20 protein-coding genes and 1 pseudogene are annotated in these 22,353 nt (G+C 61.5%); 16 read left to right on the top strand and 5 right to left on the bottom strand.

Translation table 11 applies throughout. From position 1 onward, the window contains the following. Positions 1-16 precede the first annotated feature (16 nt). From Q8K09_RS12590 to pcaD, 12 genes and pseudogenes are all read left to right on the top strand, one after another. Positions 17-1,246: a benzoate/H(+) symporter BenE family transporter gene (locus tag Q8K09_RS12590; RefSeq protein ID WP_305255310.1), complete on the top strand. Its 1,230-nt coding sequence runs from the start codon at positions 17-19 to the stop codon at positions 1,244-1,246. 142 nt (positions 1,247-1,388) lie between these two features. Next, entirely contained in the window at positions 1,389-2,666 is a 1,278-nt protein-coding gene (locus tag Q8K09_RS12585; protein WP_370869518.1) for an OprD family porin, read from the top strand. Positions 2,667-2,776: 110 nt separating this feature from the next. Further along, complete coding sequence (locus Q8K09_RS12580; protein ID WP_305255309.1) at positions 2,777-3,967, top strand: ABC transporter substrate-binding protein; 1,191 nt, start codon at positions 2,777-2,779, stop codon at positions 3,965-3,967. 234 nt (positions 3,968-4,201) lie between these two features. Next, a complete protein-coding gene (locus Q8K09_RS12575; protein ID WP_305255308.1) occupies positions 4,202-5,062 on the top strand; it encodes a branched-chain amino acid ABC transporter permease in 861 nt (286 codons plus the stop codon). A 22-nt stretch (positions 5,063-5,084) separates the two neighbouring features. Continuing rightward, entirely contained in the window at positions 5,085-6,116 is a 1,032-nt protein-coding gene (locus tag Q8K09_RS12570; RefSeq protein ID WP_305255307.1) for a branched-chain amino acid ABC transporter permease, read from the top strand. After that, positions 6,113-6,871 carry an ABC transporter ATP-binding protein gene (locus Q8K09_RS12565; RefSeq protein WP_305255306.1) on the top strand — a complete coding sequence of 253 codons (759 nt, stop codon included), beginning with the start codon at positions 6,113-6,115 and terminating at the stop codon, positions 6,869-6,871. Before Q8K09_RS12570 ends, Q8K09_RS12565 begins: the two co-directional genes overlap by 4 nt. Next, on the top strand, positions 6,871-7,599 hold the full coding sequence (locus Q8K09_RS12560) for an ABC transporter ATP-binding protein (protein WP_305255305.1): 729 nt from the start codon (positions 6,871-6,873) through the stop codon (positions 7,597-7,599). Before Q8K09_RS12565 ends, Q8K09_RS12560 begins: the two co-directional genes overlap by 1 nt. 770 nt (positions 7,600-8,369) lie before the next feature. Continuing rightward, a pseudogene (locus Q8K09_RS21320) lies at positions 8,370-8,756 on the top strand (methyl-accepting chemotaxis protein); the annotation flags it as partial. A gap of 124 nt (positions 8,757-8,880) precedes the next feature. Further along, entirely contained in the window at positions 8,881-9,753 is an 873-nt protein-coding gene (locus Q8K09_RS12550) for a CoA transferase subunit A (protein ID WP_305255303.1), read from the top strand. Then, positions 9,753-10,535: a CoA-transferase subunit beta gene (locus Q8K09_RS12545; RefSeq protein WP_305255302.1), complete on the top strand. Its 783-nt coding sequence runs from the start codon at positions 9,753-9,755 to the stop codon at positions 10,533-10,535. Before Q8K09_RS12550 ends, Q8K09_RS12545 begins: the two co-directional genes overlap by 1 nt. After that, the gene (pcaF, locus tag Q8K09_RS12540) at positions 10,532-11,737 is read left to right on the top strand and encodes a 3-oxoadipyl-CoA thiolase (protein ID WP_305255301.1); all 1,206 of its coding nucleotides are present in this window, start codon (positions 10,532-10,534) and stop codon (positions 11,735-11,737) included. Before Q8K09_RS12545 ends, pcaF begins: the two co-directional genes overlap by 4 nt. A 180-nt stretch (positions 11,738-11,917) precedes the next feature. Next, the gene (gene pcaD / locus Q8K09_RS12535; RefSeq protein ID WP_305255300.1) at positions 11,918-12,706 is read left to right on the top strand and encodes a 3-oxoadipate enol-lactonase; all 789 of its coding nucleotides are present in this window, start codon (positions 11,918-11,920) and stop codon (positions 12,704-12,706) included. Between the two features lie 189 nt (positions 12,707-12,895). Here pcaD and Q8K09_RS12530 read toward each other — a convergent pair whose 3' ends face one another. From Q8K09_RS12530 to Q8K09_RS12510, 5 genes are all read right to left on the bottom strand, one after another. Further along, positions 12,896-14,086, bottom strand: coding sequence for an MFS transporter (locus Q8K09_RS12530; protein ID WP_305255299.1), 1,191 nt, complete (start codon positions 14,084-14,086; stop codon positions 12,896-12,898). 89 nt (positions 14,087-14,175) lie between these two features. Then, positions 14,176-15,117 (bottom strand): LysR family transcriptional regulator, encoded by a 942-nt coding sequence (locus Q8K09_RS12525; RefSeq protein WP_305255298.1) that lies wholly within the window; start codon positions 15,115-15,117, stop codon positions 14,176-14,178. Between the two features lie 237 nt (positions 15,118-15,354). Next, on the bottom strand, positions 15,355-15,540 hold the full coding sequence (locus Q8K09_RS12520) for a DUF1214 domain-containing protein (protein WP_305255297.1): 186 nt from the start codon (positions 15,538-15,540) through the stop codon (positions 15,355-15,357). Next, positions 15,527-16,870 (bottom strand): DUF1254 domain-containing protein, encoded by a 1,344-nt coding sequence (locus Q8K09_RS12515; RefSeq protein WP_305255296.1) that lies wholly within the window; start codon positions 16,868-16,870, stop codon positions 15,527-15,529. The genes Q8K09_RS12520 and Q8K09_RS12515 overlap by 14 nt, the downstream gene beginning before the upstream one ends. A gap of 152 nt (positions 16,871-17,022) precedes the next feature. After that, on the bottom strand, positions 17,023-17,190 hold the full coding sequence (locus Q8K09_RS12510) for a hypothetical protein (protein ID WP_305255295.1): 168 nt from the start codon (positions 17,188-17,190) through the stop codon (positions 17,023-17,025). Between the two features lie 694 nt (positions 17,191-17,884). Between Q8K09_RS12510 and Q8K09_RS12505 the strand changes: the two genes are divergently transcribed. The 4 genes from Q8K09_RS12505 to Q8K09_RS12490 all read left to right on the top strand — a co-directional run bounded on the left by Q8K09_RS12505 (position 17,885) and on the right by Q8K09_RS12490 (position 22,300). Continuing rightward, positions 17,885-18,949: a hypothetical protein gene (locus Q8K09_RS12505; protein ID WP_305255294.1), complete on the top strand. Its 1,065-nt coding sequence runs from the start codon at positions 17,885-17,887 to the stop codon at positions 18,947-18,949. A 326-nt stretch (positions 18,950-19,275) separates the two neighbouring features. Then, entirely contained in the window at positions 19,276-20,037 is a 762-nt protein-coding gene (locus tag Q8K09_RS12500) for a DUF2092 domain-containing protein (protein ID WP_305255293.1), read from the top strand. Between the two features lie 15 nt (positions 20,038-20,052). Beyond that, positions 20,053-20,454: a hypothetical protein gene (locus Q8K09_RS12495; protein WP_305255292.1), complete on the top strand. Its 402-nt coding sequence runs from the start codon at positions 20,053-20,055 to the stop codon at positions 20,452-20,454. 808 nt (positions 20,455-21,262) lie between these two features. Beyond that, a complete protein-coding gene (locus Q8K09_RS12490; RefSeq protein WP_305255291.1) occupies positions 21,263-22,300 on the top strand; it encodes an AraC family transcriptional regulator in 1,038 nt (345 codons plus the stop codon). Positions 22,301-22,353 lie beyond the last annotated feature (53 nt).

Here is a 22,353-nt window from a genome sequence, read left to right as displayed (position 1 = left end):
TACCTTGCGAGGCCCGATGAAAGCCTTGATCAATGATTTCTCTTTGTCCGCCGTGGTGGCCGGCTTTATCGCCACCGTGATTTCCTATGCCGGCCCTCTGGTGATCATTTTCCAGGCGGCCGAGAGCGCGGGCATGTCGCATGCCGTGCTGTCGTCCTGGGTCTGGGCGATTTCCATTGGCAGTGCGGTGCTCGGCATAGGCCTCAGCCTGCGTTACCGCGTGCCCATTATTATCGCCTGGTCGGCACCCGGTTCGGCGTTGCTGGTGTCGCTGCTGCCGCAGATCAGCCTGAATGAAGCAGTCGGTGCCTATATCGTTGCCAGCCTGATCATTTTTCTGGTCGGTATCAGCGGCGCCTTCGATCGCATCATCAGCAAACTGCCCGCAGCGATTGCCGCCGGCATGCTGGCCGGCATCCTGTTCAGTTTCGGCACCGGTCTGTTCGTCTCGTTGCAGGCTAAGCCCTTTCTGGTGCTGGCGATGTTCGCCACTTACTTGCTGGTCAAGCGTGTACTGCCGCGCTACGCAGTGATGGCGGTGCTGCTGGTCGGCTGCGGCATCGCCTTTGCCACGGGCGATTTGCGTCAGGAGGCACTGGTGATCGGCCTGGCCATGCCGGTGTGGATCAGCCCTGAGTTCAGTCTGTCGGCCAGCCTGAATATCGCCCTGCCGCTGGTCATGGTGGCATTGACCGGGCAGTTCGTGCCGGGCATGGCGGTGTTGCGCGGCGCTGGTTACCAGACGCCGGCCAGCCCGATCATTACCAGCAGTGCCCTGGGTTCGTTGCTGCTGGCGCCTTTCGCCTGCCATGGCCTCAACCTGGCCGCGATTACCGCCGCTATTTGCACCGGCCGCGAAGCCCATGAAGACCCGGCCCGGCGCTATGTCGCCGGGGTGGTGGGTGGCGTGGCCTACCTGCTGCTGGGCCTGTTCGGCGCGACGCTGGTGTCGCTGTTTACTGCCTTCCCCAAAGAACTGATCGCCGCCCTGGCCGGGCTGGCGCTGTTCGGCGCGATTGCCAGTTCGCTGGCGGGAGCCATGGCCCAGCCGGCTGATCGTGAAGCGGCGCTGATCACCTTTCTGGTGACAGCATCGGGCATGTCATTTCTCGGCCTGTCGGCGGCCTTCTGGGGATTGATGTTCGGCATCGCCGCGCACCTGCTGCTGAGTGTCCGGCGTAAAGCCGTGGTCGCCACCGCGCCGCTGCCTACCACGAATTTGGCCAAGGAGGAGGCGACCGGTTAGCCGCCTCTGGCCCCTGAGCATTGCCGTCATGTCGATCTGAAGTCGACGCGGCGGTAGTCACACCACCTACTTGCGTTGCCGGGTCTGCCCTCGGCAAAGGTGGAGCAACAGCATAATTTCAATAACAACAAAGAGCTAAATCATGACTCACTATCCGAAGCTGCAGCCCCTTCTGCTGTCCGTTGCCGTAGCCCTCAGCCTGCCAGCCATGGTGCAGGCGGCCGAAGGCGGTTTTATCGAAGACACTACGGCCACCCTGACAGCCCGTAACTACTACTTCAGCCGCGACTACTCCGACATCGTCGGGCCCAACCAGCAGTCTAAGGCCGAGGAGTGGGCCCAAGGCTTCATCCTCAACGTCAAGTCCGGCTATACCCCGGGCACTGTCGGCTTTGGTGTCGACGCCATCGGCTTGCTCGGCGTCAAGCTCGACAGCAGCGCGGACCGGGTCAACACCGGTTTGCTGCCGGTGACTGACCAAGGGCGGGCACCCGACGATTACAGCCGCTTGGGTGCGGCGTTGAAGGTCAAGGTATCGAAGACCGAGCTGAAGGTAGGCGAGCAGCAGCTGATACTGCCTGTGTTGTTCTTCGGTGATATTCGCCTGTTGCCGCCGACCTACCAGGGCGTCAGTGTCGTTTCCAATGAGTTTGCCGGTCTTACCTTGCAAGGCGGCCAGTTGCGCTCCACCAGCTTGCGCAACGAGGCTGGCGATGACGAGTTGGGCGCCATGCTCGGCTTTGTCCCGTTGCGCGATGCAGGCAAGTTGATCACTACGGATCGCTTCAACTATGCCGGCGCAGATTATGCCTTCAACGCCAACCGTACCTCGGTCGGTGCCTGGTATGCCCAGCTGGAAGATATCTACAACCAGCGTCATCTCAGCCTCAAGCACAGTGAGCCAGTCGGCGACTGGGTGCTTGGCGCCAATCTGGGCTATTTCGACTCCGCCGAAGACGGCGAACTGGCGCGCAAGATCGACAACCAGGCCTTCTACTCGCTGCTCTCGGCCAAGCATGGCGGGCATACCTTCTTCCTGGGTTATCAGGCCATGTTTGGCGACGACGGATTGCCGCGGGTGTTCGCCAACGTCAGCCCGCTGGGTAACGAGGTGCCGACCTTTACCTTCGACGCGGCCGACGAGCGCTCTTGGCAGGTGCGTTATGACTATGACTTCAGCGCCATGGGCGTACCGGGGCTGATCGCCGGGGTGCGTTATCTGACCGGTGACAACGTCGACACCGGCCGCGGCTTCGAGGGCAAGGAGTGGGAGCGCGATCTGGACATCGGCTATGTGGTGCAGAGCGGCTCACTCAAGGGTTTGGGCATGAAAGTGCGCAACGTCACCGCGCGCTCCAACTACCGCACCGACGTTGATGAGAACCGCCTGATCCTCAACTACACCTGGAATCTGCTCTGACAGTAAGCGTGCAACGAGCGGTCGGCCTGGTGTCGGCGGCTCGACAAAAAACGGCAATCGAAGATCGTTTTCCTTTAATGCTGCGCCGCAGAGCGCCGCTGGAGATAGTAATGAACAACAATAACAAGATGCCTTGCACAACCCGCTTCCGCGCCAGCGCCCTGGCGTTGGCCCTCAGTGCGTCGATGAACAGCCTGGCCATGGCGGCCGATCCGGTGAAAATCGGCTTGCTGCTGCCGTATACCGGGACCTTCGCCGCATTGGGCGAAGCCACCACCAACGGCATGAAACTGGCCATCGAGCAACATGACAACCGCCTCGGCGGGCGCCCGGTGCAATACGTGGTGGTCGACAGCGAAGCCAACCCCGGCAAGGCCGTGCCAAACATGCAGAAGCTGATCGCTGGTTCCCAGGTCGACGTGGTGGTCGGCCCCGTGCACTCCGGGGTCGGCATGGGCGCGGTCAAGGTCGCTCGGGAAACCGGCGTGCCGCTGATCATTCCCAACGCCGGCTTCAACGCGGCGACCGGGCCGTTGTGCGCGGAAAATATCTTCCGCACCTCGTTTACCTCCTGGCAGACCGCCTACCCGATGGGGCAGGTGGCGGCGGACAAGGGTTACAAGAATATCGTCACTGTGGCCTGGCGTTACGGCTTCGGCACCGAGTCGGTAGACGGCTTCAAGGAAGGATTCGAGAAGGCCGGCGGCACCGTCAGCAAGGAAATCTACGTGCCGTTCCCAGACGTCGAGTTCCAGTCGCAACTGACTGAAATCGCTGCGCTCAAGCCCGACGCAGTGTTTGTGTTCTTTGCCGGCGGTGGCGCCGCCAAGTTCGTTCAGGATTACGCCGCGGCTGGCCTGCAAGGCAAGATCCCGCTGCTCGGCTCGGGCTTCCTCACCGAGGGCACCCTGGCCGCGCAAGGTTCGGCCGCCAGCGGTGTGCTGACCACCCTGCATTACGCCGACAGCCTGGATACCCCGCAGAACAACAAGTTTCGCGCGGACTACCGGCAGAAGTTTGGCAAGGAGGCCGACATCTACGCCGTGCAGGGCTACGACACTGGTCTGTTGCTGGTCCAGTCGTTGGCCAAGGTCAACGGTAATACCAAGGATCGTGCTGCCTGGAATGCGGCCATGGCCGCTGCCAGGATCGACAGCCCGCGGGGCGAGTGGAGTTTCTCCAAGGCGCATAACCCGGTGCAGAACATCTACCTGCGCGAGGTGCGTGACGGCGCCAATGTGGTAGTCAGCACGGCTGTCGCCGCCCTGGCTGATCCTGCGCCGGGCTGCAAGCTGCAGTAGCGCGTTATCCCCGCGCCCTGGCCGCTAATGGTTGGTCGGCGGGCGGGTTGGCTGAGTCGAGTTCGCTTGCCGAGGTTTGGATCCCGCGTTGTTGCACTTGGTCATAGCCGGCTATGACCCGTCGCAGCGCCTTGTCCAAACCTCGGCAGGGGTTGTTAGATCCAGCTGATCAGCCTTGCCGTTTAGCCATGACCAGGGGGCGGGTCTGCCCCATTCCTGACCTTGGTATGCCCGATGGAACTTTCCACGATTCTTATCCAGACCCTTAATGGTCTGCAGTACGGCCTGCTGCTGTTTCTGATTGCCAGCGGCCTGACCCTGATCTTCGGCATCATGCACATCATCAACCTGGCTCACGGTGCGCTCTATATGGTCGGCGCCTACCTGATGTACTGGTTGAGCGGGCTGGTCGATAACTTTTTTATCGCCATTGTGCTGGCGGTGCCCTTGGCGGCGCTGCTGGGGGTGTTGATCGAGCGCTTCCTGATTCAGGCGCTGTACAAGCGCGAGCACCTCGACCAGGTACTGATGACCTTCGGCCTGATCATGGTCATCGACTCGCTACGCAGCATTATCTGGGGCAACGACGTGCACAGCGTGGCCATCCCGGCGCTGCTCAGCGGCTCGATCCAGCTCACCGAGACCCTCGACTACCCGGTGTATCGCCTATTCATCTCCGCGGTCTGCGCGGCGATTGCATTGGCCATGTATCTGATCCTGCAACGCACCCGCCTGGGCATGATTATCCGCGGCGGTTCGAGCAACCGCGAGATGGTTCAGGGCCTGGGCATCAATATCCGCGTCATCTACACCCTGGTGTTCGCCGCGGGTGCAGCGTTGACCGCCTTCGCCGGGATGATCGCCGCGCCGGTGTCGTCGGTGTATCCGGGCATGGGCAACCAGATCCTGATCATCGCCTTTGTGGTGGTGGTGATCGGCGGCCTGGGCTCGATTCGCGGGGCCTTTCTCGGCGCCTTGCTGGTCGGACTGACCGCCACCTGGGGCGCGGTACTGGTGCCGCAATACGCCGGCATGGCCGTGTATGTGCTGATGGCCGTGGTGCTGTTGTTCAAACCGCGCGGGCTGTTCGCCTAATAACCATTTCGGGGATTTTCTTATGCACGCATTACCTCGCCCGATCCAGCTGCTGCTGGCGCTATTGTTGCTGCTGATGGCTGCATACCCGTTGTTCGGTGCCAGCCTGACTGGCGACAAACACGACTTCTACCTTCAGCAACTGACCAGCATCATGATCCTGGCCATTGTCGCCTTGGGCCTCGACCTGCTGGTCGGGGTCAGTGGCATGGTCAGCCTGGCCTCGGCGGCCTTTTTCGGCATGGCCGGTTATGCCCTGGTGCTGTTCGCCCCCGAATACGAGGCGCTGAGCATCTGGATCGCTTTGCCGCTGTGTCTGGGGATTACCGCTCTGGCCGCACTGCTGATGGGGCTACTGATCATCCGCACCTCGGGGATCTTCTTCATCATGGTGACCATCGCCTTCTCGCAGATGCTCTATTACCTGTTCCACGATGCGTCTTTTGCCGGCGGCTCGGACGGGGCCTACCTGTTCATGAAACCCACGGTCGCCATCGCCGGGGTGCAACTGCTCGACCTGGAGAACCGCACCACTTTGTTCTATGTGGTGCTGGCCTCGCTGGCGCTGTTGTTCGTCCTGCTGCGCACCTTCCTCCGTGCGCCCTTCGGCCGGGTGCTGCTGGGGATCAAGGAGAACGAGCAACGGGTGCGTGCCATGGGCTTCAACCCGCTGTTCTACAAGCTGGCGGCCTTCGTCATCGCCGGCACCATCGCCGGTTATGCCGGCATGCTGTCGGCCACCCAATACGGCTTCGTCAGCCCCGGCCAGCTGAGCTGGCAGATGTCGGCGCATATCCTGGTGATGGTGATTCTCGGCGGCATGGGCACCCTGTTCGGGCCGATTCTCGGCGCCTTCGCTTTCGAGGGTCTGCATCACTGGTTCGCCAGTCTGACCCCGCACTGGGAGTTACCAATGGGCGTGGTGGTGATCGCCATGGTGCTGCTGCTGCCGCGCGGGATCGCCGGCCTGCTGCTGCAACTGGCGCAGCGCAAGGCCACTAAAACTTCAGCGGTGAAACATACCGGCACGATCAAACAGGAGGCCGAACAATGAGCGCCCTGATTCTGGAAACCCGTAGCCTGAGCAAGCACTTCGGCGGGCTGCGCGCCGTCAGCGATATCAGCCTGCAAGTGGCACCCTGTGAGATCCACGCCATCATCGGCCCCAACGGTGCCGGCAAGAGCACCATGGTTAACCTGCTCTCGGGCCATCTGCGGCCTAGTAGCGGCCAGGTGATCTTCAATGGCCAGGACATCACCGGCCTGGCACCAAACAAGGTGTCGCACCTGGGGGTGGGGCGCAGCTTCCAGCGCACCAATATCTTTCCCAGCTTCAGTTGTCTGGAAAACTGCATGCTCGCCGCGCAGTCGCGGATGAAGAACTCCTTCCGCTTCTTCCGTCGCAGCGACAGCTATCTGGCGGTGCGCGAGCGTGCGGAAAAAGCCCTGGAGGCCTGCGGCCTGAGCAGCAAGGGCCACAGCATCGCCAGTTCGATGAGCTATGGCGAGCAGCGCCAGTTGGAGATTGGCATGGTACTGGCCACCGAACCGAGCTTTCTGTTGCTGGATGAGCCGATGGCTGGCATGGGCAAGGAGGAGTCGAGCCGGGTCGTGGAGCTGCTCGCCGAGCTGGCGCGCGACTACTCGCTGGTGCTGGTCGAGCACGACATGGACGCGGTGTTCAGCATCGCCAAGACCCTGACCGTGATGGTCAACGGGCAGATGCTGGCCAGCGGTCCGCTGGAGCAGGTGCGCAACGACCCTGCGGTGCAGGAAGCCTATCTGGGCGACGGCGAGGAGCAATTCTGATGAACACGACCACAACAGCCACCCCGCTGGTCGAGGTGCGCGGACTGCACACCTTTTATGGCAACAGCCATGTGCTGCATGGCGTTGACCTGCAGATCGCGCCGGGGGAAACCCTGGCCCTGCTCGGGCGCAACGGCGTGGGTAAGAGCACCACCATTCGCTCGCTGCTTGGCCTGACCCCGCCGCGCAGTGGCGAGGTACGGATAAGGGGCGAGAATCTCACCGGCAGCGCCGCGCACCAGGTGATTCGTCGCGGCATCGGCTATGTGCCGGAAGGTCGCGGCATGTTCCCTAATCTGACGGTGCGCGAAAGCCTGGTGATGGCAGCGCGCCCCGGCGTGGACGGTCGCCGCGACTGGGATCTTGAGCGGGTGCTGGCGACCTTTCCGCGACTGGCCGAGCGCTTCGGCCATCTCACCGGCAACCTTTCCGGCGGCGAGCAGCAGATGGTCGCGATCGGCCGCGCGCTGCTGACCAACCCCGAGCTGATGATTCTCGATGAAGCCACCGAAGGCCTGGCGCCGCTGATCCGCAAGGAGATCTGGGACGTGATCCGCCTGATCAAGGCCAGCGGTATTGCTACGTTGGTGGTCGACAAGAACGTCAACGTACTGCTCGACCTCACCGATCGCAGCATGATCATGGTCAAGGGCCGAGTGGTCTATGACGGTCCCAGCCAGGAACTGAAGGGCCAGCCGGCGATCTTGCAGAGCCATATCGGCCTGTAATTTCAATCATCCTCAGGGCAGGGCAGGGCACTCAGGTGCCCGGTTTTGGCGGCGGCGGACATGCCAAGCGTACCCGCAGGACCCCTCGTAGGCGCGGCCCATGGTCGCGAAATAGCCAGCCCTGCCGCATGACCTGCTCCTACAACGCGGCATCGGTCCTGCAAAAGCACCTTCCCTCATGCCGCGCATAACGGAGGGGAGGTCCTATTTTGGTTTGACGAGATAAGAGAGCATCCATGAAGCGCGATCAAACAATGGGCCGCAGCAGCTGGCGCCAGCATCTGGCCAGCGCGCTGCTGACCGGCAACCTGCTGGGGGCTGTGGCCCTGGTAGTTATGACCAGTGGCAGTTGGGAGTCAGGCGTGGCCGCAGGCTTGCTGATCACCGGGCTGCTGGCCGGCTTCTTCTACCTGACCCAGCCGCCGCAGATTATCGAGCGGGTGCTGCAGAACTGCGACTGGTCGCAACCGTCAGCGCACTCGGAAGCGCCAGTGTTGGTGCCCCCCAGCCCGCCGCCCGAAGTGGTTTTAGACCCTGCGCTGCGTCAGCATCAACGCGAGCTGCTGCACGCCATCGAGCAGAGCCAGGCCGACATGCACTTTGCCACCCAACTGGCCCAGCAGTCCGGCGCGAAGGTCAGCAGCAGTGCCGAGAGCATCCAGGCCACCCGCCAGTCAATCGGCGAACTGGCCGATTACCTGCGGCGCACCGGCGAGGTGTTCAACACCCTGGGCGAGCAGTCGCGGCGCATTGGCGCGATTGTCGGCAGTATTCAGGACATCGCCCGGCAGACCAACCTGCTGGCACTGAACGCGGCCATCGAGGCCGCGCGGGCCGGCGAGCACGGCCGCGGCTTTGCCGTGGTGGCTGACGAGGTGCGCAGCCTGGCGGTGCGTGCCAACGACTCCAGCGAGCAGATCATGCAGATCGCCAAGGGCCTGAAAAGTGCCGCCGATGAGGCCAGCGCTGGTCTGGGTCAGGTCGATCAGTCGGCCCATAACGGTCTGAATACGTCGGCCGCCGCCCACGAGGCCATGGATGCACTGCGCATCGGCGCCCGCGAGCGCATGGAGATTGTCGGTCGGGTCATGCAGGGGCTGCAGCGTCAACGTGAGCTGGCCGAAGGCCTGGGTTGCTTGCTCGAACGAGTCGAGTAAAGCTGTGTTCGATAATCGAACGGTAAGTCGATTATCGGATTGTTTGCGCGCGCCCTGCGACCTACTGTTGACGCACCCGCCACCTTGACCCGGTGGCACTGTCCAACCAGTGAGAGCAGCACCGATGGCCGAAATCATTTCCCTTGCCGAAGCCGTACAGCGCTTCGTCAACGACGGCGACAGCGTCGCCCTCGAAGGCTTTACCCACCTGATCCCGACTGCGGCGTCCCACGAGATCATCCGCCAGAACAAGCGCGAGCTGACCCTGGTGCGCATGACTCCCGACCTGGTCTACGACCTGCTGATCGGTGCCGGTTGCGCGAAGAAGCTGGTGTTCTCTTGGGGTGGCAACCCTGGTGTCGGCTCCCTGCACCGCTTGCGTGACGCGGTGGAGAAGGGCTGGCCCAAGCCGCTGGAGATCGAGGAGCACAGCCACGCCGACATGGCCAACGCCTACGTCGCCGGGGCCTCGGGCCTGCCGTTTGCGGTGCTGCGTGCCTACGCCGGCTCCGACCTGCCCAAGGTCAACCCTCTGATCAAAACGGTCATTTGCCCGTTCACCGGCGAAGTGCTGGCGGCGGTGCCGTCGGTGCGTCCGGACGTCACCGTGATCCACGCGCAGAAGGCCGACCGCAAGGGCAACGTGCTGCTCTGGGGCATCCTCGGCGTGCAGAAGGAAGCGGCCCTGGCGGCCAAGCGTTGCATCGTCACCGTGGAAGAAATCGTCGACGACCTCAATGCGCCGATGAACGCCTGCGTATTGCCGAGCTGGGCGCTGACTGCAGTCTGCCACGTACCGGGCGGTGCCCATCCGTCCTACGCCCTCGGCTACTCCGAGCGCGACAACCGTTTCTACCAGGCCTGGGACCCGATTGCCCGCGACCGCGAGACCTTCAGCGCCTGGATCGACGAGTACATCCGCGGCACTGCCGATTTCGCCGCTTTTCAAGAAAAACTGCGCCAGGACAAACTGGCCGCACAGCAGGAGGCCAACTGATGAGCGCCTACAGCACCAATGAAATGATGACCGTGGCCGCCGCGCGCCGCCTGCGCAATGGAGCGGTGTGTTTTGTCGGCATCGGCTTGCCATCCAAGGCCGCCAATCTGGCGCGTCTGACCTCCTCGCCAGACGTGGTCCTGATCTACGAGTCCGGCCCAATTGGCGCCAAGCCAACCGTGCTGCCGCTGTCGATCGGTGACGGCGAGCTGGCCGAAACCGCCGACAGCGTGGTGCCCACCGGCGAGATTTTCCGCTACTGGCTGCAGGGTGGGCGCATTGACGTTGGCTTCCTCGGCGCCGCCCAGGTCGACAAGTTCGGCAACATCAACACCACCGTGATCGGTGACTATCACCAGCCGAAAGTGCGCCTGCCCGGCGCCGGTGGCGCACCGGAAATCGCCGGCAGCGCCAAGTCGGTGCTGATCATCCTCAAGCAGTCGCACCGCACCTTTGTCGACAAGCTGGCCTTTATCACCTCGGTCGGTTTTGGCGAGGGCGGCGATCATCGTCAGCGCCTCGGTCTGCCCGGCGCGGGCCCGGTGGGCATCATTACCGACCTGTGCATCATGGAACCGGAAGCCGGCAGCAACGAATTTATCGTCACCACGCTGCACCCGGGCGTAACGCGCGAGCAGGTGATCGAGGCCACCGGCTGGCAGATTCGTTTCGCCGAGAGCCTTAGCGTCACCGCCGAACCGAGCGAGGTCGAACTCAGCGCCCTGCGCGCTCTGGAAGCCCGTACCGCAGCCGCCCACGGCCAGGTCGGGGGTGAGGAATGAGCCGCGAGGTATTCATCTGCGACGCCGTGCGCACGCCGATCGGTCGCTTCGGCGGCGGCTTGGCCCCGGTGCGTGCCGACGACCTGGCTGCGGTGCCGCTCAAGGCGCTGATCGAGCGCAATCCGGGCCTGGATCTGGTCGCCATCGACGAAGTGTTTATGGGCTGCGCCAACCAGGCCGGCGAAGACAACCGCAACGTCGCACGCATGGCCCTGCTGCTGGCCGGCCTGCCGGACAGCGTGCCGGGGGTGACCCTTAACCGCTTGTGCGCTTCGGGCATGGACGCGGTGGGCAGCGCCTTTCGCGCCATTGCCAGCGGCGAGATGGAGCTGGCGATTGCCGGCGGCGTTGAGTCGATGTCGCGTGCGCCCTATGTCATGGGCAAGGCCGACACGGCCTACGGCCGCAATCAGAAGGTCGAAGACACCACCATCGGCTGGCGCTTTATCAATCCGTTGATGAAGCAGCAGTATGGTGTGGATGCCATGCCGCAGACCGCCGACAACGTCGCCGATCAGTTCGGGATCAGCCGCACCGATCAGGATGCGTTCGCCCTGCGCAGCCAGCAGCGCGCCGCCGCCGCCCAACAGGCCGGCTTCTTCGCCGAAGAAATCGTCCCGGTGACGATCAAGGGCAGGAAGGGTGACAGCGTGATCGACCAGGACGAGCACTTGCGTCCCGAGACCACGGCTGAAGCCCTGGCCAAGCTCAAGCCGGTCAATGGCGAAGGCAAGACCGTCACCGCCGGCAACGCCTCGGGGGTCAACGATGGCGCGGCGGCGCTGATCCTGGCCTCCGCCGACGCGGTGAAAAAGCACGGCCTGACCGCGCGTGCGCGGGTGCTGGGCATGGCCAGTGCCGGTGTGGCGCCGCGGATCATGGGCTATGGCCCGGTGCCGGCGGTGCGCAAGCTGCTGCAGCGCCTGGATCTGCAGATCAGCGATTTCGACGTGATCGAACTCAACGAAGCCTTCGCCGCGCAAGGCCTGGCGGTAACCCGCGACCTCGGCTTGGCCGACGACGCGGCCCAGGTCAACCCCAATGGCGGTGCCATCGCTCTTGGTCATCCCTTGGGCATGAGCGGCGCACGCTTGGTGCTGACCGCCTTGCACCAGCTGGAGAAGTCCGCTGGCAAGCGTGGCCTGGCGACCATGTGCGTGGGTGTCGGCCAGGGGTTGGCGCTGGCTATCGAACGGGTTTGAGCCTCCAGATCCCAGGGTGCGCCCTGCGCACCGCAGGCTAACCGCGTTGCCTCGATCCGCGCCTGCCTGCACCATTCATGCAGGCGCCCGTGGCAAGGGCTTGATCGCAAGCGGCAGTGCCGCTGGGGCGAACGTGTCCTGGCCGAACATCGAGTCCTATTCATTTGAAGGAGTTTTGCCGTGCCTGTTGTCCACCTCGCCGCTGGCGACCTGAATTACCAACTCGAAGGCCCGGCGGACGCGCCGGTGCTGTTGCTGAGCAATTCCCTGGGCACTGACCTGGGTATGTGGGACACGCAGATGCCGGCCTTTACCGAGCATTTCCGGGTGCTGCGTTACGATACCCGCGGTCACGGCCAGTCGCAGGTTAGTGCGGGCTTCTACAGCGTCGAGCAACTGGGCCGCGATGTGCTGGCTCTGCTCGATCACCTGGATATTGCTCAGGTGCATTTCTGTGGACTGTCCATGGGCGGGCTGATTGGCCAGTGGCTGGGCATCAATGCCGGTGAGCGTTTGCACAAGCTGGTGCTGTGCAACACTGCGGCCAAGATCGGCAGCGACGACGTGTGGAACAGTCGCATCGACATGGTGCTGCAGGGCGGCCAACAGGCCATGAGCGATCTTCGCGATGCGTCCATTGCGCGCTGGTTCACTCCCGAATTCGCCGCGGCCGAGCCGGCCCAGGCCAGCCGTATTACCGCGATGCTGGCGGCCACCTCGGCCCAGGGCTACGCCGGCAACTGCGCGGCGGTGCGTGATGCCGACTTTCGCGCGCTGTTGGCTGCCATCAAGGTGCCGACCCTGATCGTCTGTGGCACCGCCGATGTGGTGACCACGCCCGAGCACGGCCGCTTTATGCAGCAGCAGATCGCTGGCGCGCAACTGATCGAGTTTCATGCCGCACACCTGTCCAATGTCGAGGTCGGTGAGCCGTTTACCCGCCAACTGCTGGACTTCCTGCTGGCCTGACAGGGTTTGGGGCGGCCTGAGCAACGCCGCACATTGCGCAGATGTGCCATGCGCACCACCCTCCTCGAATTCATGCAGTGGACGAAACCATCAGGATGCCGTTTCTACCCGGTCGAGGACGGGGGGGAGCGCTAGGACTAACCATCTGCTCTCGGTTTTGCTAGGTGCTGGTTTCGCCTTTTCTGGCCATCACTTGCGAGCGGCCAGGCGGCCCACCAACGGCATCACCAGCAGCGCAAGGCCCGCAACGGCCGCGGCTACATAGCCAACGCTGGCTATGCCTGCGGTCTGGATAGTCAAACCGCCAAGCATCGCTCCAATACCTATCCCCGCATTAGCCGCAGAAACGTTGGTCGTCCCCGCAAGAGCCTGTGAATGGCTCACCGAGTTCATCACCCGCACTTGGCAGATCGGATACAGCGCGGTGTTGGCAATGCCCCAGAGCGCGAGCGCAATGCAGACGAGTAAGCCTGCTCCTGCCAGCGGCGTGACCGCCGCCATGCCCAGCGCAAGCAGTGCAACGAACAAGGCTGTGGCCTTGAGGGGCGAATGATCCACTGCTTTGCCGCCAATCCAGTTACCAATCAGGCCTATGGCGCCGAAGCCCATCATCCACCAGCCGACATGCGCCGGGGCCACGCCGACTAGGCGTTCCAGCATGTCTGCCAAATACGTGTACGCAACGAACATGGCGCTGAAGATGATGATCGACAGCGCGACGTTGGCCAGGAACAGGGGCTCTTTGAAGATGCGCGCTTGCTTGAGGAAATCGACCCGTGGGCTGCGCGCGACTGTCGGCATGTAGAGCGCGATGGCAATCGCCATCACCAGTGGCAGGCCCGACAGCAGCCAGAAAGCGCCCCGCCAGCCGATACCGTTGGCCGCCAGTGTGCCAAGGGGAATGCCCAGCAGGAGCGCGGCGGTGATACCAAGATAGACCCGGGCTATCGCCTGCCCCGATTTTGCCGGGCCGGCCAGTTGGGCTGCCGTTTCACTGGCTGTGCCCCAGAAGACCGGCAGCATCAGTGCCGGGATAAAACGCGCGATCGCCAGTACCCAGATGTTCGACGAAAGTGCCGCCAAGCCGTTGGCAAAGGCGAAGACCAGCAGGATCGTAATAAACAGCTTTTTCCTGTCCAGGTGGGCGAGGGCGGCGGTCAGCGGTGGGCCAAAGAACATGACGGTGAAGGCGAACAGCGTGACCAACTGACCGGCTGCGGCAATGGAAATGCCAAAGTCACGGGCCAAGGCCGGGAGCAGGCCGATAATCAGAAATTCTGTGGTGACGATCAGAAAGGCCGAGATGGACAGAATGGTGATACTCAGCGTAGAGCTTTCAGCAGTGGAAGCCAGTGGCCGGGGTGATTCGATAGCACTCATGACGCCGCTCTTTAGTAAAGGGGGCACCATGGTATTGGTTCTTTAGATTCCTATTGCAGGTGTTTATTCTGAGTATTGATGATCTGGATTCACGTATCTGATTGCTCAGGCAAGCTGTGCCCCGCGGGCGTCAGACAGACTGCGAGCACTTCCAGCAGGGCGCTGACCTTGGGCAGTGCCTCGCGTTTCTTTAGCCAGACCAGGTTCATCGGCAGGCCGTCGGTGGCCAACTGCGGTAGCACCTCCACCAGTGCTCCGCTGTCCAGATGCCCTTGCACCAGCCAGGTGGGCAGTTGCGCAATGCCATATCCCGCCAGAACGGCCAGTACTTCGCCATCGCCATCGCCGACAGCGATTCGTGCCGGCATGATTCGGCGCTTTTTATCGCCCGGCTGAGGGCCTTCCCGATACCAGGGGCTGACCTGGCCATCGCTATGGCCGTAGAGCACGCAATCGTGTTGTTCAAGTGCCGCTTCGCTTGCCGGTGCCCCCCGCGTGGACAGGTACTCGGGGGCGGCGCAGTAGATCAGGCGCTCGGCGCCCAGGAAGCGATGGCCCAACGTTGCCGGCCAAATATCCGAGCCACCGATCCGCACCAGGATGTCGATGCCCTGATCGGCGGGGTCGACAAAGCTATCGGTAAAGGAAATATGCGGCATCAGCAGCGGATGCTGCTTTACGAACTGCAGAATCACCGGCAACACGTGCAAGCGCCCATACGAGGCCGGAAGATCAATGCGGATGCGCCCGCGCGGCGCGAAGAGCTCGGCATGCAGGGCCTGCTCCGACTCTTCCAGATCGGTGAGCACTCGCGTGCAGGTTCGGTAGAAGGCTGTGCCTGCATCGGTTAGCGCAAGCCTGCGCGTGGTGCGCTCGAAGAGGCGGATACCCAGGCGGGTCTCCAGCCGCGCGATGCCTTTGCTCACCGCCGAACTGGTGAGGCTCAGGCGTTCGGCCGCCGCAGCAAAGCTGCCGAGTTCGGCTACGCATACAAATACATCGATACCTTTTAAACGTTCAGAGGAGAACAAGGTCCGGCCTTGGGTAACTGTGGGTGCAGGGCAGGCAAGCCCGGCTTGCGGCCAATGGTCGTTGATCAGGGCTGCCAGGTACAGCGGTTAGTTGCGCACTCAGTTTTCACCGCTGCCGATCATTTTAAGCGGTGCGCAGTCAGGGGCAGGTACGCGCGTCTCGCTGTTCAATCCATAGCGGCCGGCCGTCAAGGCGCAACGTGGGCAGGGTGCCGCCCTCTGACTGGCTAATGCGGCTTACTTGATTTGTTCGATCTCGTTCAGTTTCCAGGTCTTGTCGAACCAAGGCTCAAGCGGGCCGTACAGACGGAACAGCATGTTCCAGCCTTTGCCCGGAATGGTCTGGATCCAGTTTTTCTCCATGCCGGCTGGCGCTTCGGGGCCGAAGCAAACGTCCACCGAACCATCGTCATTGACGCGCAAACCCTTGTCCAGGCTGCTCACCTGGGGGGAAGGCCTGATCGGTTTGCAGCATCGAACGGGTTTGGTTGTCGTAGACAATCGCCGACCAGAAGTCCTTTACCGGCGCATTGGCCATCACCCGCAGGCGATAGGTCTTGCTGCCGTCCAGCGGCTTGCCCTTGGCGTCCACCAGACCGACGGCGTACTGCGAGCCTTGGCCCACCATCTTGGCTTCCATGGCCGGGGTTACCCCGGTGGCATAGAAGTAGAAGAAAGCCGCGGCATCCAGATAGGCCACGCCGGGTTGCGACTGGAACGTGTAACCGCCCAGCCACTGACGCCAGGTGCTGTTCGGGTAATAGAAAGCCTCGGGGATGCGGCTCTGGAAGGTGAGCGTGCGTGCGGTGGCGTCACCTACTGCAGCTGCCTCGGTGAGGATTTTCTTCATGCGCTCGTCCGGCGCGAAGGGCTTGCCCTTCTCGATGCCGATCGAGGCGAAGAAGCCGAGGGTGACCGGATCAAGGGATTCCACCGGTTCGTTTTGCACCACGTAGTTGAGCCGTTCCCAGAAGCGGTAATCGGCTTGTGCCACCGTGGAGAAGTCGCGCCCGGAGACGTTGACGAAGGTGTTGGCGGGTGGGTTGGCAGCCTCGGCCAGGGGATAGATGCGGGTGTGTTTGTGCAGCCGTTCGATGGCCGGCTTGATGTCGCCTTTAACCGGCATGTTGCGCCACACCAGGATCGACTCGTAGGTCGGCATCCGCACCACCAGATAGCCCTCTGGCACCTCGCCGGCATAGCTCGGCGGCAGCAGCAGGTACTTGCCGCCCTGGCCCTTGTCCGGCCCGACGAGGCCGATGTCGGTCACGTACTTGAACCAGAAATCATCGATCATGCCGAGGGTCATGGGCGGCACTTCAACCACCAGCGGACCCTCATGCAGATTGAGCCAGATCCAGGTGTAGGGCGTGGTGGCGTTCGGGGTCAGAAAGATCGAACGGGCATTGAGGTTGTTTTCAAAGGTCGGGATGGTGACGTTGGCCGGGCCGACGGTCAGCAGACCCTCGCGCAGACCGGCCATGTTCACGGCGGGCAGTGCCAGCAGGTAGGCCTGCACCGCGCGCTGGAAGTCGAGGTTGTCGTAGACCTTGGTAACGGTGTCCTGATCCGGGAAGCCGTCAAAGAAGTTCAGCGTACCCAGTCGCGTATCCACCTTGTCCGGCGAGGCAATTCCCGGTGCAATCTCGGTGCTCATTTTCATAGCGGCAGTGAGTTGTGCCTGCACGGTCGTTGTACCCAGCAGCAAACTGAGGATTGCCACCCAAAGGGGGGTTGAGTAGCTGAACTTCATTGAAATCTCCATCCGCTGCTATTGATCCGGGTACTTGCTCTTGCATAGCAACAGCACGATAAAAAGCTAGACGAGCCTGAGTTTCTTTGTCTGACGCTTTTACCCACGGTCGCATGCAAGCCCTGTCGTTGCAGGCGCGGAATGTTCGAGGCTCATGCATCCCCCAGCGCGATGAAGGTCGTATTAATCCGAGAGGTTTCTTCTGTCGGCAGGGCTTTCGATTGACCTTGCAGATGCTGAGCCATCCACAGCTCATAGGACATGCCGTGGCGATAGTGGCGCGCCTCGGTAAAGGGAAAGTTGATTTGGATCATAAACACGGCAGCGCTGCGCCTTCTGCAAACCCAGGAGGCTGCCTGAGAATGCGGTTCCAGTCCGCCCGGCGCCCCCAAAGCACCACTTGACCACCCGAAGGTGATCTACGGTCAACCAAGCCTCAACAAAACTTTCGTTAGCCGCTTTACGAGGCCACTTTTGCCTGTTTTAAGGCAAAATTCAGCGCTTTAGGTCGGCTTTGGCACTAAGTTTCCGTATTCCGGGCGCACTAAACCCTTCACCTGTTGCCGCTGACCGAAAACTGACCCAGGTGTTCAACTGCTCCTGCTCAATTTTTGATCTGGCCAAATAGCGGTTCAACGAAGGTCTTGCGATCTTTATAGATTTCTCGGCCTTTGGCTGAGGCCATCATTGCGGCACCGTTTCAGCGCCAGTACAGCACCGCCGGAACAGGTGAGGTACTGAACACTGCTCCGTTCTCGGACAGCCTCCTAGAATGACGGCCTCGCTACGGCGCTCGATATTTTCCCCACAGCTGAGCCTTGAGCCTGCGTGCAGTTGCCGGGCACCGTGAAGGCAACAGCCTTGCCGGCACCTATACTCACAACACCTATACTCACAACACCAGAACTCACAACACCAGAACGCACAACACCAGAGCCGGACGAGCAGGACGTTCCGTTGGCGCGGGGCTGGCAGCGCTGCGCAAGCGTCATGGGCCTGCGGGATAGCAGGTTCATGAGCAGCGCTGGAGGCCTCCTACAACCCCTGTATGTGCTTGCATTGCTGCTGCGGAGGCTTGAGATGACCAGTCTGCGAGTCCTGATCGTCGCCCTGCTGCTGGCACTGGCGGGCTGTGCCAGCGACCCGCCGATACAGATTGCCGCGAGCACCTGGCAGCAGGTCGACCGCGACATCGCCGCGGCCTCGCAGGCCGCCTCGGACCAGGCCAGAGCGCATGCCCTGAAGGATATGCAGCGCTGGATGGATCTGGTTTACCGGCAGACCGACGTCGTCTTCATTCCGTGGTTCTCCAGCTACTGGACCCAGCAATGGCTGAGCGTGAAGGTGTCCTGGTACAAGCTGAGCGCCGATGGCGAGAAGGATTCGACTGTCCAGCGGCTGGCCCTCTATCTGCAGGAGCAGTACCAGAGTCGCGTGCTGAAGCCGGTCGCCGAGGAGACCAGCCCGGAGCAGATCATGCAGCGCACGATCGGGCTCTACGTTCGCCAACTCGACCAGCGGCTGCACGGCATTGGGCCGCGCCATGGCGTACCGCAGGAGCAGTTCGACCAGCGCCTCAAGGAGATTCCGGCGATTGCGCTTGCCCCCGGCGCCTCCCTTTACCAGCTCGTGCACGCCGACCCGCTCGACAGGCTGCCGGCCTATAAGGCTCTGATCACAAGTATCCGCAGCCCCTCCGGGGGCCTGGGTAACTGGTCGGCGAACCCCGGAATTTCCTCGGTGGCGCAACGAACCAGCGAACGGCTGGTGGCCGACTTCACCACCAGCGGCGGCGCCAGCGCAGTCTCGGCAATAGTCGGTGGGGTGGCCGGCGCGACTATTTCCCTGGGCGTGGCGGCCTTCACTGCCATCGCGCGCGAGAATGACCGGCCGGAAACAGAAGCGCAGCTACGCAAGAATATCAATGCCGCCTTTGATGAGGAGTGGCTCGAACTGATGCGCAGTCCCGAGCGAGGAGTGCTGGCCGGGGTTTATCACCTGTCTGGGCAGATCGAGGGTGGCCTGGTCTGGTCTGCACCAATCAGATTCGAGCCGCAGCTGCCTGAACAAGCGCGTTGACTACGGTGGAGATTATTTCGTCTGGCTCATGCCGACCCATAGCAATACAGGTATTCATTTTCACAGAGGCTGTTTCCTGAAAATCTGCGCTTTACCAGTCTTTTGCCAGGCTAGGCCGCTATGTGTATACGCCGAGCGAACCTGCCTGCGCGATGGCCAAGTTACAGCAGGCTAGAAGATAAATTTTCAGCTGCTGAAAAAGCTGTCCTACAGTTTAAATAAGCTCCGAAGCTAAACCTCAGGGTGGGGTTGCACCATCTAGTGGATTGGCAAGCGATCGAGCATATCGATTGCAGTGGGCATCACTCAATAAGGATAGACCCATCATGCAATCCACTCTTCGCAAGCATCTGGAGGCAACATTTATTTGGTGCGGCTCAATAGTTGTCTTAGCCAGTTTTGCGCTGGCGGTTCAGGCCCAGCCTGCAGGCATAGATCCTGAGGCACAGCGGCTGATGAAGGAGTCAACCGATTTTCTCGCGAGTCAGAAGCAGTTCAACGCTGAGACGCGCAATACTCTTGAAGTCGTGCTGAACTCCGGGCAGAAGATAGAGTTCAATCACAGTGCCCGTGTGTCGGTGCAGCGGCCAGATAAGCTTCGTGCCGAACGCACCGGTGATCTTGTTGATCAGGTTTTTGTCTACGACGGCAAATCTCTAACGCTGCATAACCCGCAGGACAAGGCCTACGCTCAAGTTGCGGCGCCTGACACGCTAGAGGCCATGCTCGAATTTGCCCGGACCAAGCTCGACATAGTCGCGCCAGCAGGTGACCTGATTAATAAGAATGCTTTCGATGTATTGATGGACGGCGTAACCGATGGTTTCGTGGTGGGTAAGGCCATGATTGAGGGCGTGCGCTGTGACCATCTTGCCTTCCGCGCACCGCATGTCGATTTGCAGGTTTGGATTCAGGAAGGCTCGCAGCCGTTGCCGCGCAAGCTCATTATCACCACGCGCGACCTGCCCAATGCGCCGCAGTTCGCGGTTACGCTTACAAAGTGGGAGTTGAAGCCGATTTTCGATGCGCAGACTTTTTCGTTCGTAGCGCCTGCGGGTGTCAACAAAGTCGATTTTCTGCCGCGCTAAATCAAGGAATTCGACATGGCAGCAAGCAAAATACTCAAGACGTTCGTCGTCGCATCGTTGGTGCCGATGCTGTACCTGGCGCAAGTATCGACCGATTCAGTGTCGGGTTTGACACTGATGCCTGAAGCCCACGCCGTTGTTGGCAGGCCCCTCACTCCCTTGTCGGTGGCCGGCGTTGCGCGGCGTAGTACCGCCCGTGCGGCCGCGGCATCGAGAGCAACTCCGCCTGCTACTGCAGCGCAACCGCAGGCCACCGCTTCACGCCCGGCAGGCGCTCCGGCGGTCGGTACCGTTGTCAGTACCTTGCCAGCTGGCTGCAAGGCCGAGATCAACAGCGGCGTCGAATATCAGAATTGCGGTGGTGTCCTTTACCGCTCGGGCTTCCAGGGCAACAACCTGGTCTATGTCGTGCAGTAGTCGCCATTGAGGCGACGCCATATGTAACGGGAGGCAATGATGAAGTACGAAGCGGCGCAGCGCATATTTGTACCAGTGATTGGGTGTTTGATTCTGGTGCTGGCCGGTACAGCTGCAGCGGTCGATCCCGGCCTCGGAGTTGGTAAGCCTGGCCCTGGGGTCACGCGCGGTGTAGGCGTCGCTCCCGGTGTTGGAGTCGGCGCGCCTGGCGTAGGCGTGGCCCCCGGCGTCGGTGTGGGTGCACCTGGTTTAGGAGTAGCACCTGGCGTTGGCCTCGGTGCTCCTGGCGTAGGAGTGGTGGATCCAGGCATTAATCAACCTGGAGTGATCGGCAATGTGGGCGGGGTTGCCCGACGTTCCGTTCGACGTTGAGGTAACGTGAATACGAGTATTCGTTCATGCCAGATGCCTGAAGGAAAAGTTGGTAGGCGTCACCATGACGGCAAACTCAATCCGTTAGTTAAGATCCTTCCTTCATAGGGCTCGCGGCCACGGATCGTCCTTACGGCGTTGTCCGGCCGCAGTGCCGCCTTTTGTGTTGACACCTCGCTTGCCGGGCAGGTTATTCAGTATGCCGGGGACATCCTGACGAGATGGATTGACCATCAAGATGGGGCACGCCGGCTTAGGACTTTACAACCAACACGGTTAGGTCAAATGACATGGCTGCAGTATTACGTGCTGGCCACGTACCTGAGCATCACTGATTACGTTGATCTGGATTAATAAAGCCAAGCTTCGTGCTACCTAGAATCCGGTGCAGCTCGCTTGGCGGGCATTGCGTTCGGATTGAACAAGGCAGGTGGCTATGGATAGGTCGTTATCTTTGGCTAGAGGGCAACTGCGGGTGGCTCCGCTGATGGCATTGCCCAGGCTGATGGAGTCTTTGGGCGGCTCCTTGGCGCCCATTTTGCGCGAGTTGAATATTTCGCCTGCACTGCTTCAACAGCCGGAGAATAGTATTCCGATGGTCACGTTGGGGCGCATCTTGGAACGCGCTGCCCAGCAGTTGCATTGCGAACACTTGGGGCTATTGCTGGGGTATTACAGCGGTGTCGCTCAGCTCGGCCCGGTCGCTCAAGTGATGGGCATGATGCCGACAGTGGGGCAGGCCTTGGAGGCAGCGCAGCAAATGCTGTATCTGCACGATCGTGCCGCAATTGTGACCCTGCGTCATGTGGATGGATACGCGGCATTAGGTTATGGCGTGTTTGAGGGCAGCTTCAGTGGGTTGTCATTGATTCAGGACGCGGCCCTTATGATCGCATTACGCATCATGCAGGATTTGTGCGGGCCCACATGGCGGCCTGAGGCACTACACTTCTCCCATCGCCCACCGACTAGGCCCGAGAAATATGAGCAATTGATGGGGGCGCCATGTCACTTCAACAGCCTGAATAACGAACTGCTCTTCCCTTCGGAGGTGCTGGCAAGAGTGTTGCCTACAGGCTTACCTGGCTTGGCCGGTGTTGAGTGCGCGGCTAACCCGGCCGGTCATCTGGCATTGGCTGAGCGTGCGCAGGTCGCCATTTATGCGCAGCTACTGTCTGGCAAATGTTGCCAGGCTGATATTGCTCAGCATCTTGGCCTCAGTACACGTTCCCTGAATCGGCAGCTGGAATTGGAGGGTGCGAGTTATTTTTCAATTGTAGATGTGGCCCGTTACGCCATCAGCAAGAGGCTATTGAAGGAAACAGATCTCAGCGTAAAAGCGGTCGCCGCCATGCTCGCATACACCGACGCTGGGTCGTTCAATCGCGCATTCAGGCGCTGGTCCGGTTTGCCACCTTCGCAGTGGCGAGCCCTGCGGCGCAACTGTCTACAAGTCCTGAGGCAGCCTCTTTAATAACAATTAAGACGCGCTCTGATTTGGTTTCGTGTGTCAGAAAATTGACCTAA

Origin of the sequence: Pseudomonas sp., from assembly GCF_030683065.1 — a bacterium.
Classification (GTDB): domain Bacteria; phylum Pseudomonadota; class Gammaproteobacteria; order Pseudomonadales; family Pseudomonadaceae; genus Aquipseudomonas.
This window is presented reverse-complemented; position numbering and strand designations above follow the sequence as displayed.

Excerpts from the sequence above, each read along its gene's own strand:
- Q8K09_RS12550 (WP_305255303.1), top strand. The coding sequence starts at position 8,881 with ATGGCCGAAATCATTTCCCTTGCCGAAGCCGTACAGCGCTTCGTCAAC.
- Q8K09_RS12515 (WP_305255296.1), bottom strand. The coding sequence starts at position 16,870 with ATGAAGTTCAGCTACTCAACCCCCCTTTGGGTGGCAATCCTCAGTTTG.
- Q8K09_RS12565 (WP_305255306.1), top strand. The coding sequence starts at position 6,113 with ATGAGCGCCCTGATTCTGGAAACCCGTAGCCTGAGCAAGCACTTCGGC.
- Q8K09_RS12570 (WP_305255307.1), top strand. The coding sequence starts at position 5,085 with ATGCACGCATTACCTCGCCCGATCCAGCTGCTGCTGGCGCTATTGTTG.
- pcaF (WP_305255301.1), top strand. The coding sequence starts at position 10,532 with ATGAGCCGCGAGGTATTCATCTGCGACGCCGTGCGCACGCCGATCGGT.
- Q8K09_RS12500 (WP_305255293.1), top strand. The coding sequence starts at position 19,276 with ATGCAATCCACTCTTCGCAAGCATCTGGAGGCAACATTTATTTGGTGC.
- Q8K09_RS12575 (WP_305255308.1), top strand. The coding sequence starts at position 4,202 with ATGGAACTTTCCACGATTCTTATCCAGACCCTTAATGGTCTGCAGTAC.
- Q8K09_RS12490 (WP_305255291.1), top strand. The coding sequence starts at position 21,263 with ATGGATAGGTCGTTATCTTTGGCTAGAGGGCAACTGCGGGTGGCTCCG.
- Q8K09_RS12560 (WP_305255305.1), top strand. The coding sequence starts at position 6,871 with ATGAACACGACCACAACAGCCACCCCGCTGGTCGAGGTGCGCGGACTG.
- Q8K09_RS12495 (WP_305255292.1), top strand. The coding sequence starts at position 20,053 with ATGGCAGCAAGCAAAATACTCAAGACGTTCGTCGTCGCATCGTTGGTG.
- Q8K09_RS12585 (WP_370869518.1), top strand. The coding sequence starts at position 1,389 with ATGACTCACTATCCGAAGCTGCAGCCCCTTCTGCTGTCCGTTGCCGTA.
- Q8K09_RS12590 (WP_305255310.1), top strand. The coding sequence starts at position 17 with ATGAAAGCCTTGATCAATGATTTCTCTTTGTCCGCCGTGGTGGCCGGC.
- Q8K09_RS12545 (WP_305255302.1), top strand. The coding sequence starts at position 9,753 with ATGAGCGCCTACAGCACCAATGAAATGATGACCGTGGCCGCCGCGCGC.
- Q8K09_RS12530 (WP_305255299.1), bottom strand. The coding sequence starts at position 14,086 with ATGAGTGCTATCGAATCACCCCGGCCACTGGCTTCCACTGCTGAAAGC.
- Q8K09_RS12580 (WP_305255309.1), top strand. The coding sequence starts at position 2,777 with ATGAACAACAATAACAAGATGCCTTGCACAACCCGCTTCCGCGCCAGC.
- Q8K09_RS12505 (WP_305255294.1), top strand. The coding sequence starts at position 17,885 with ATGAGCAGCGCTGGAGGCCTCCTACAACCCCTGTATGTGCTTGCATTG.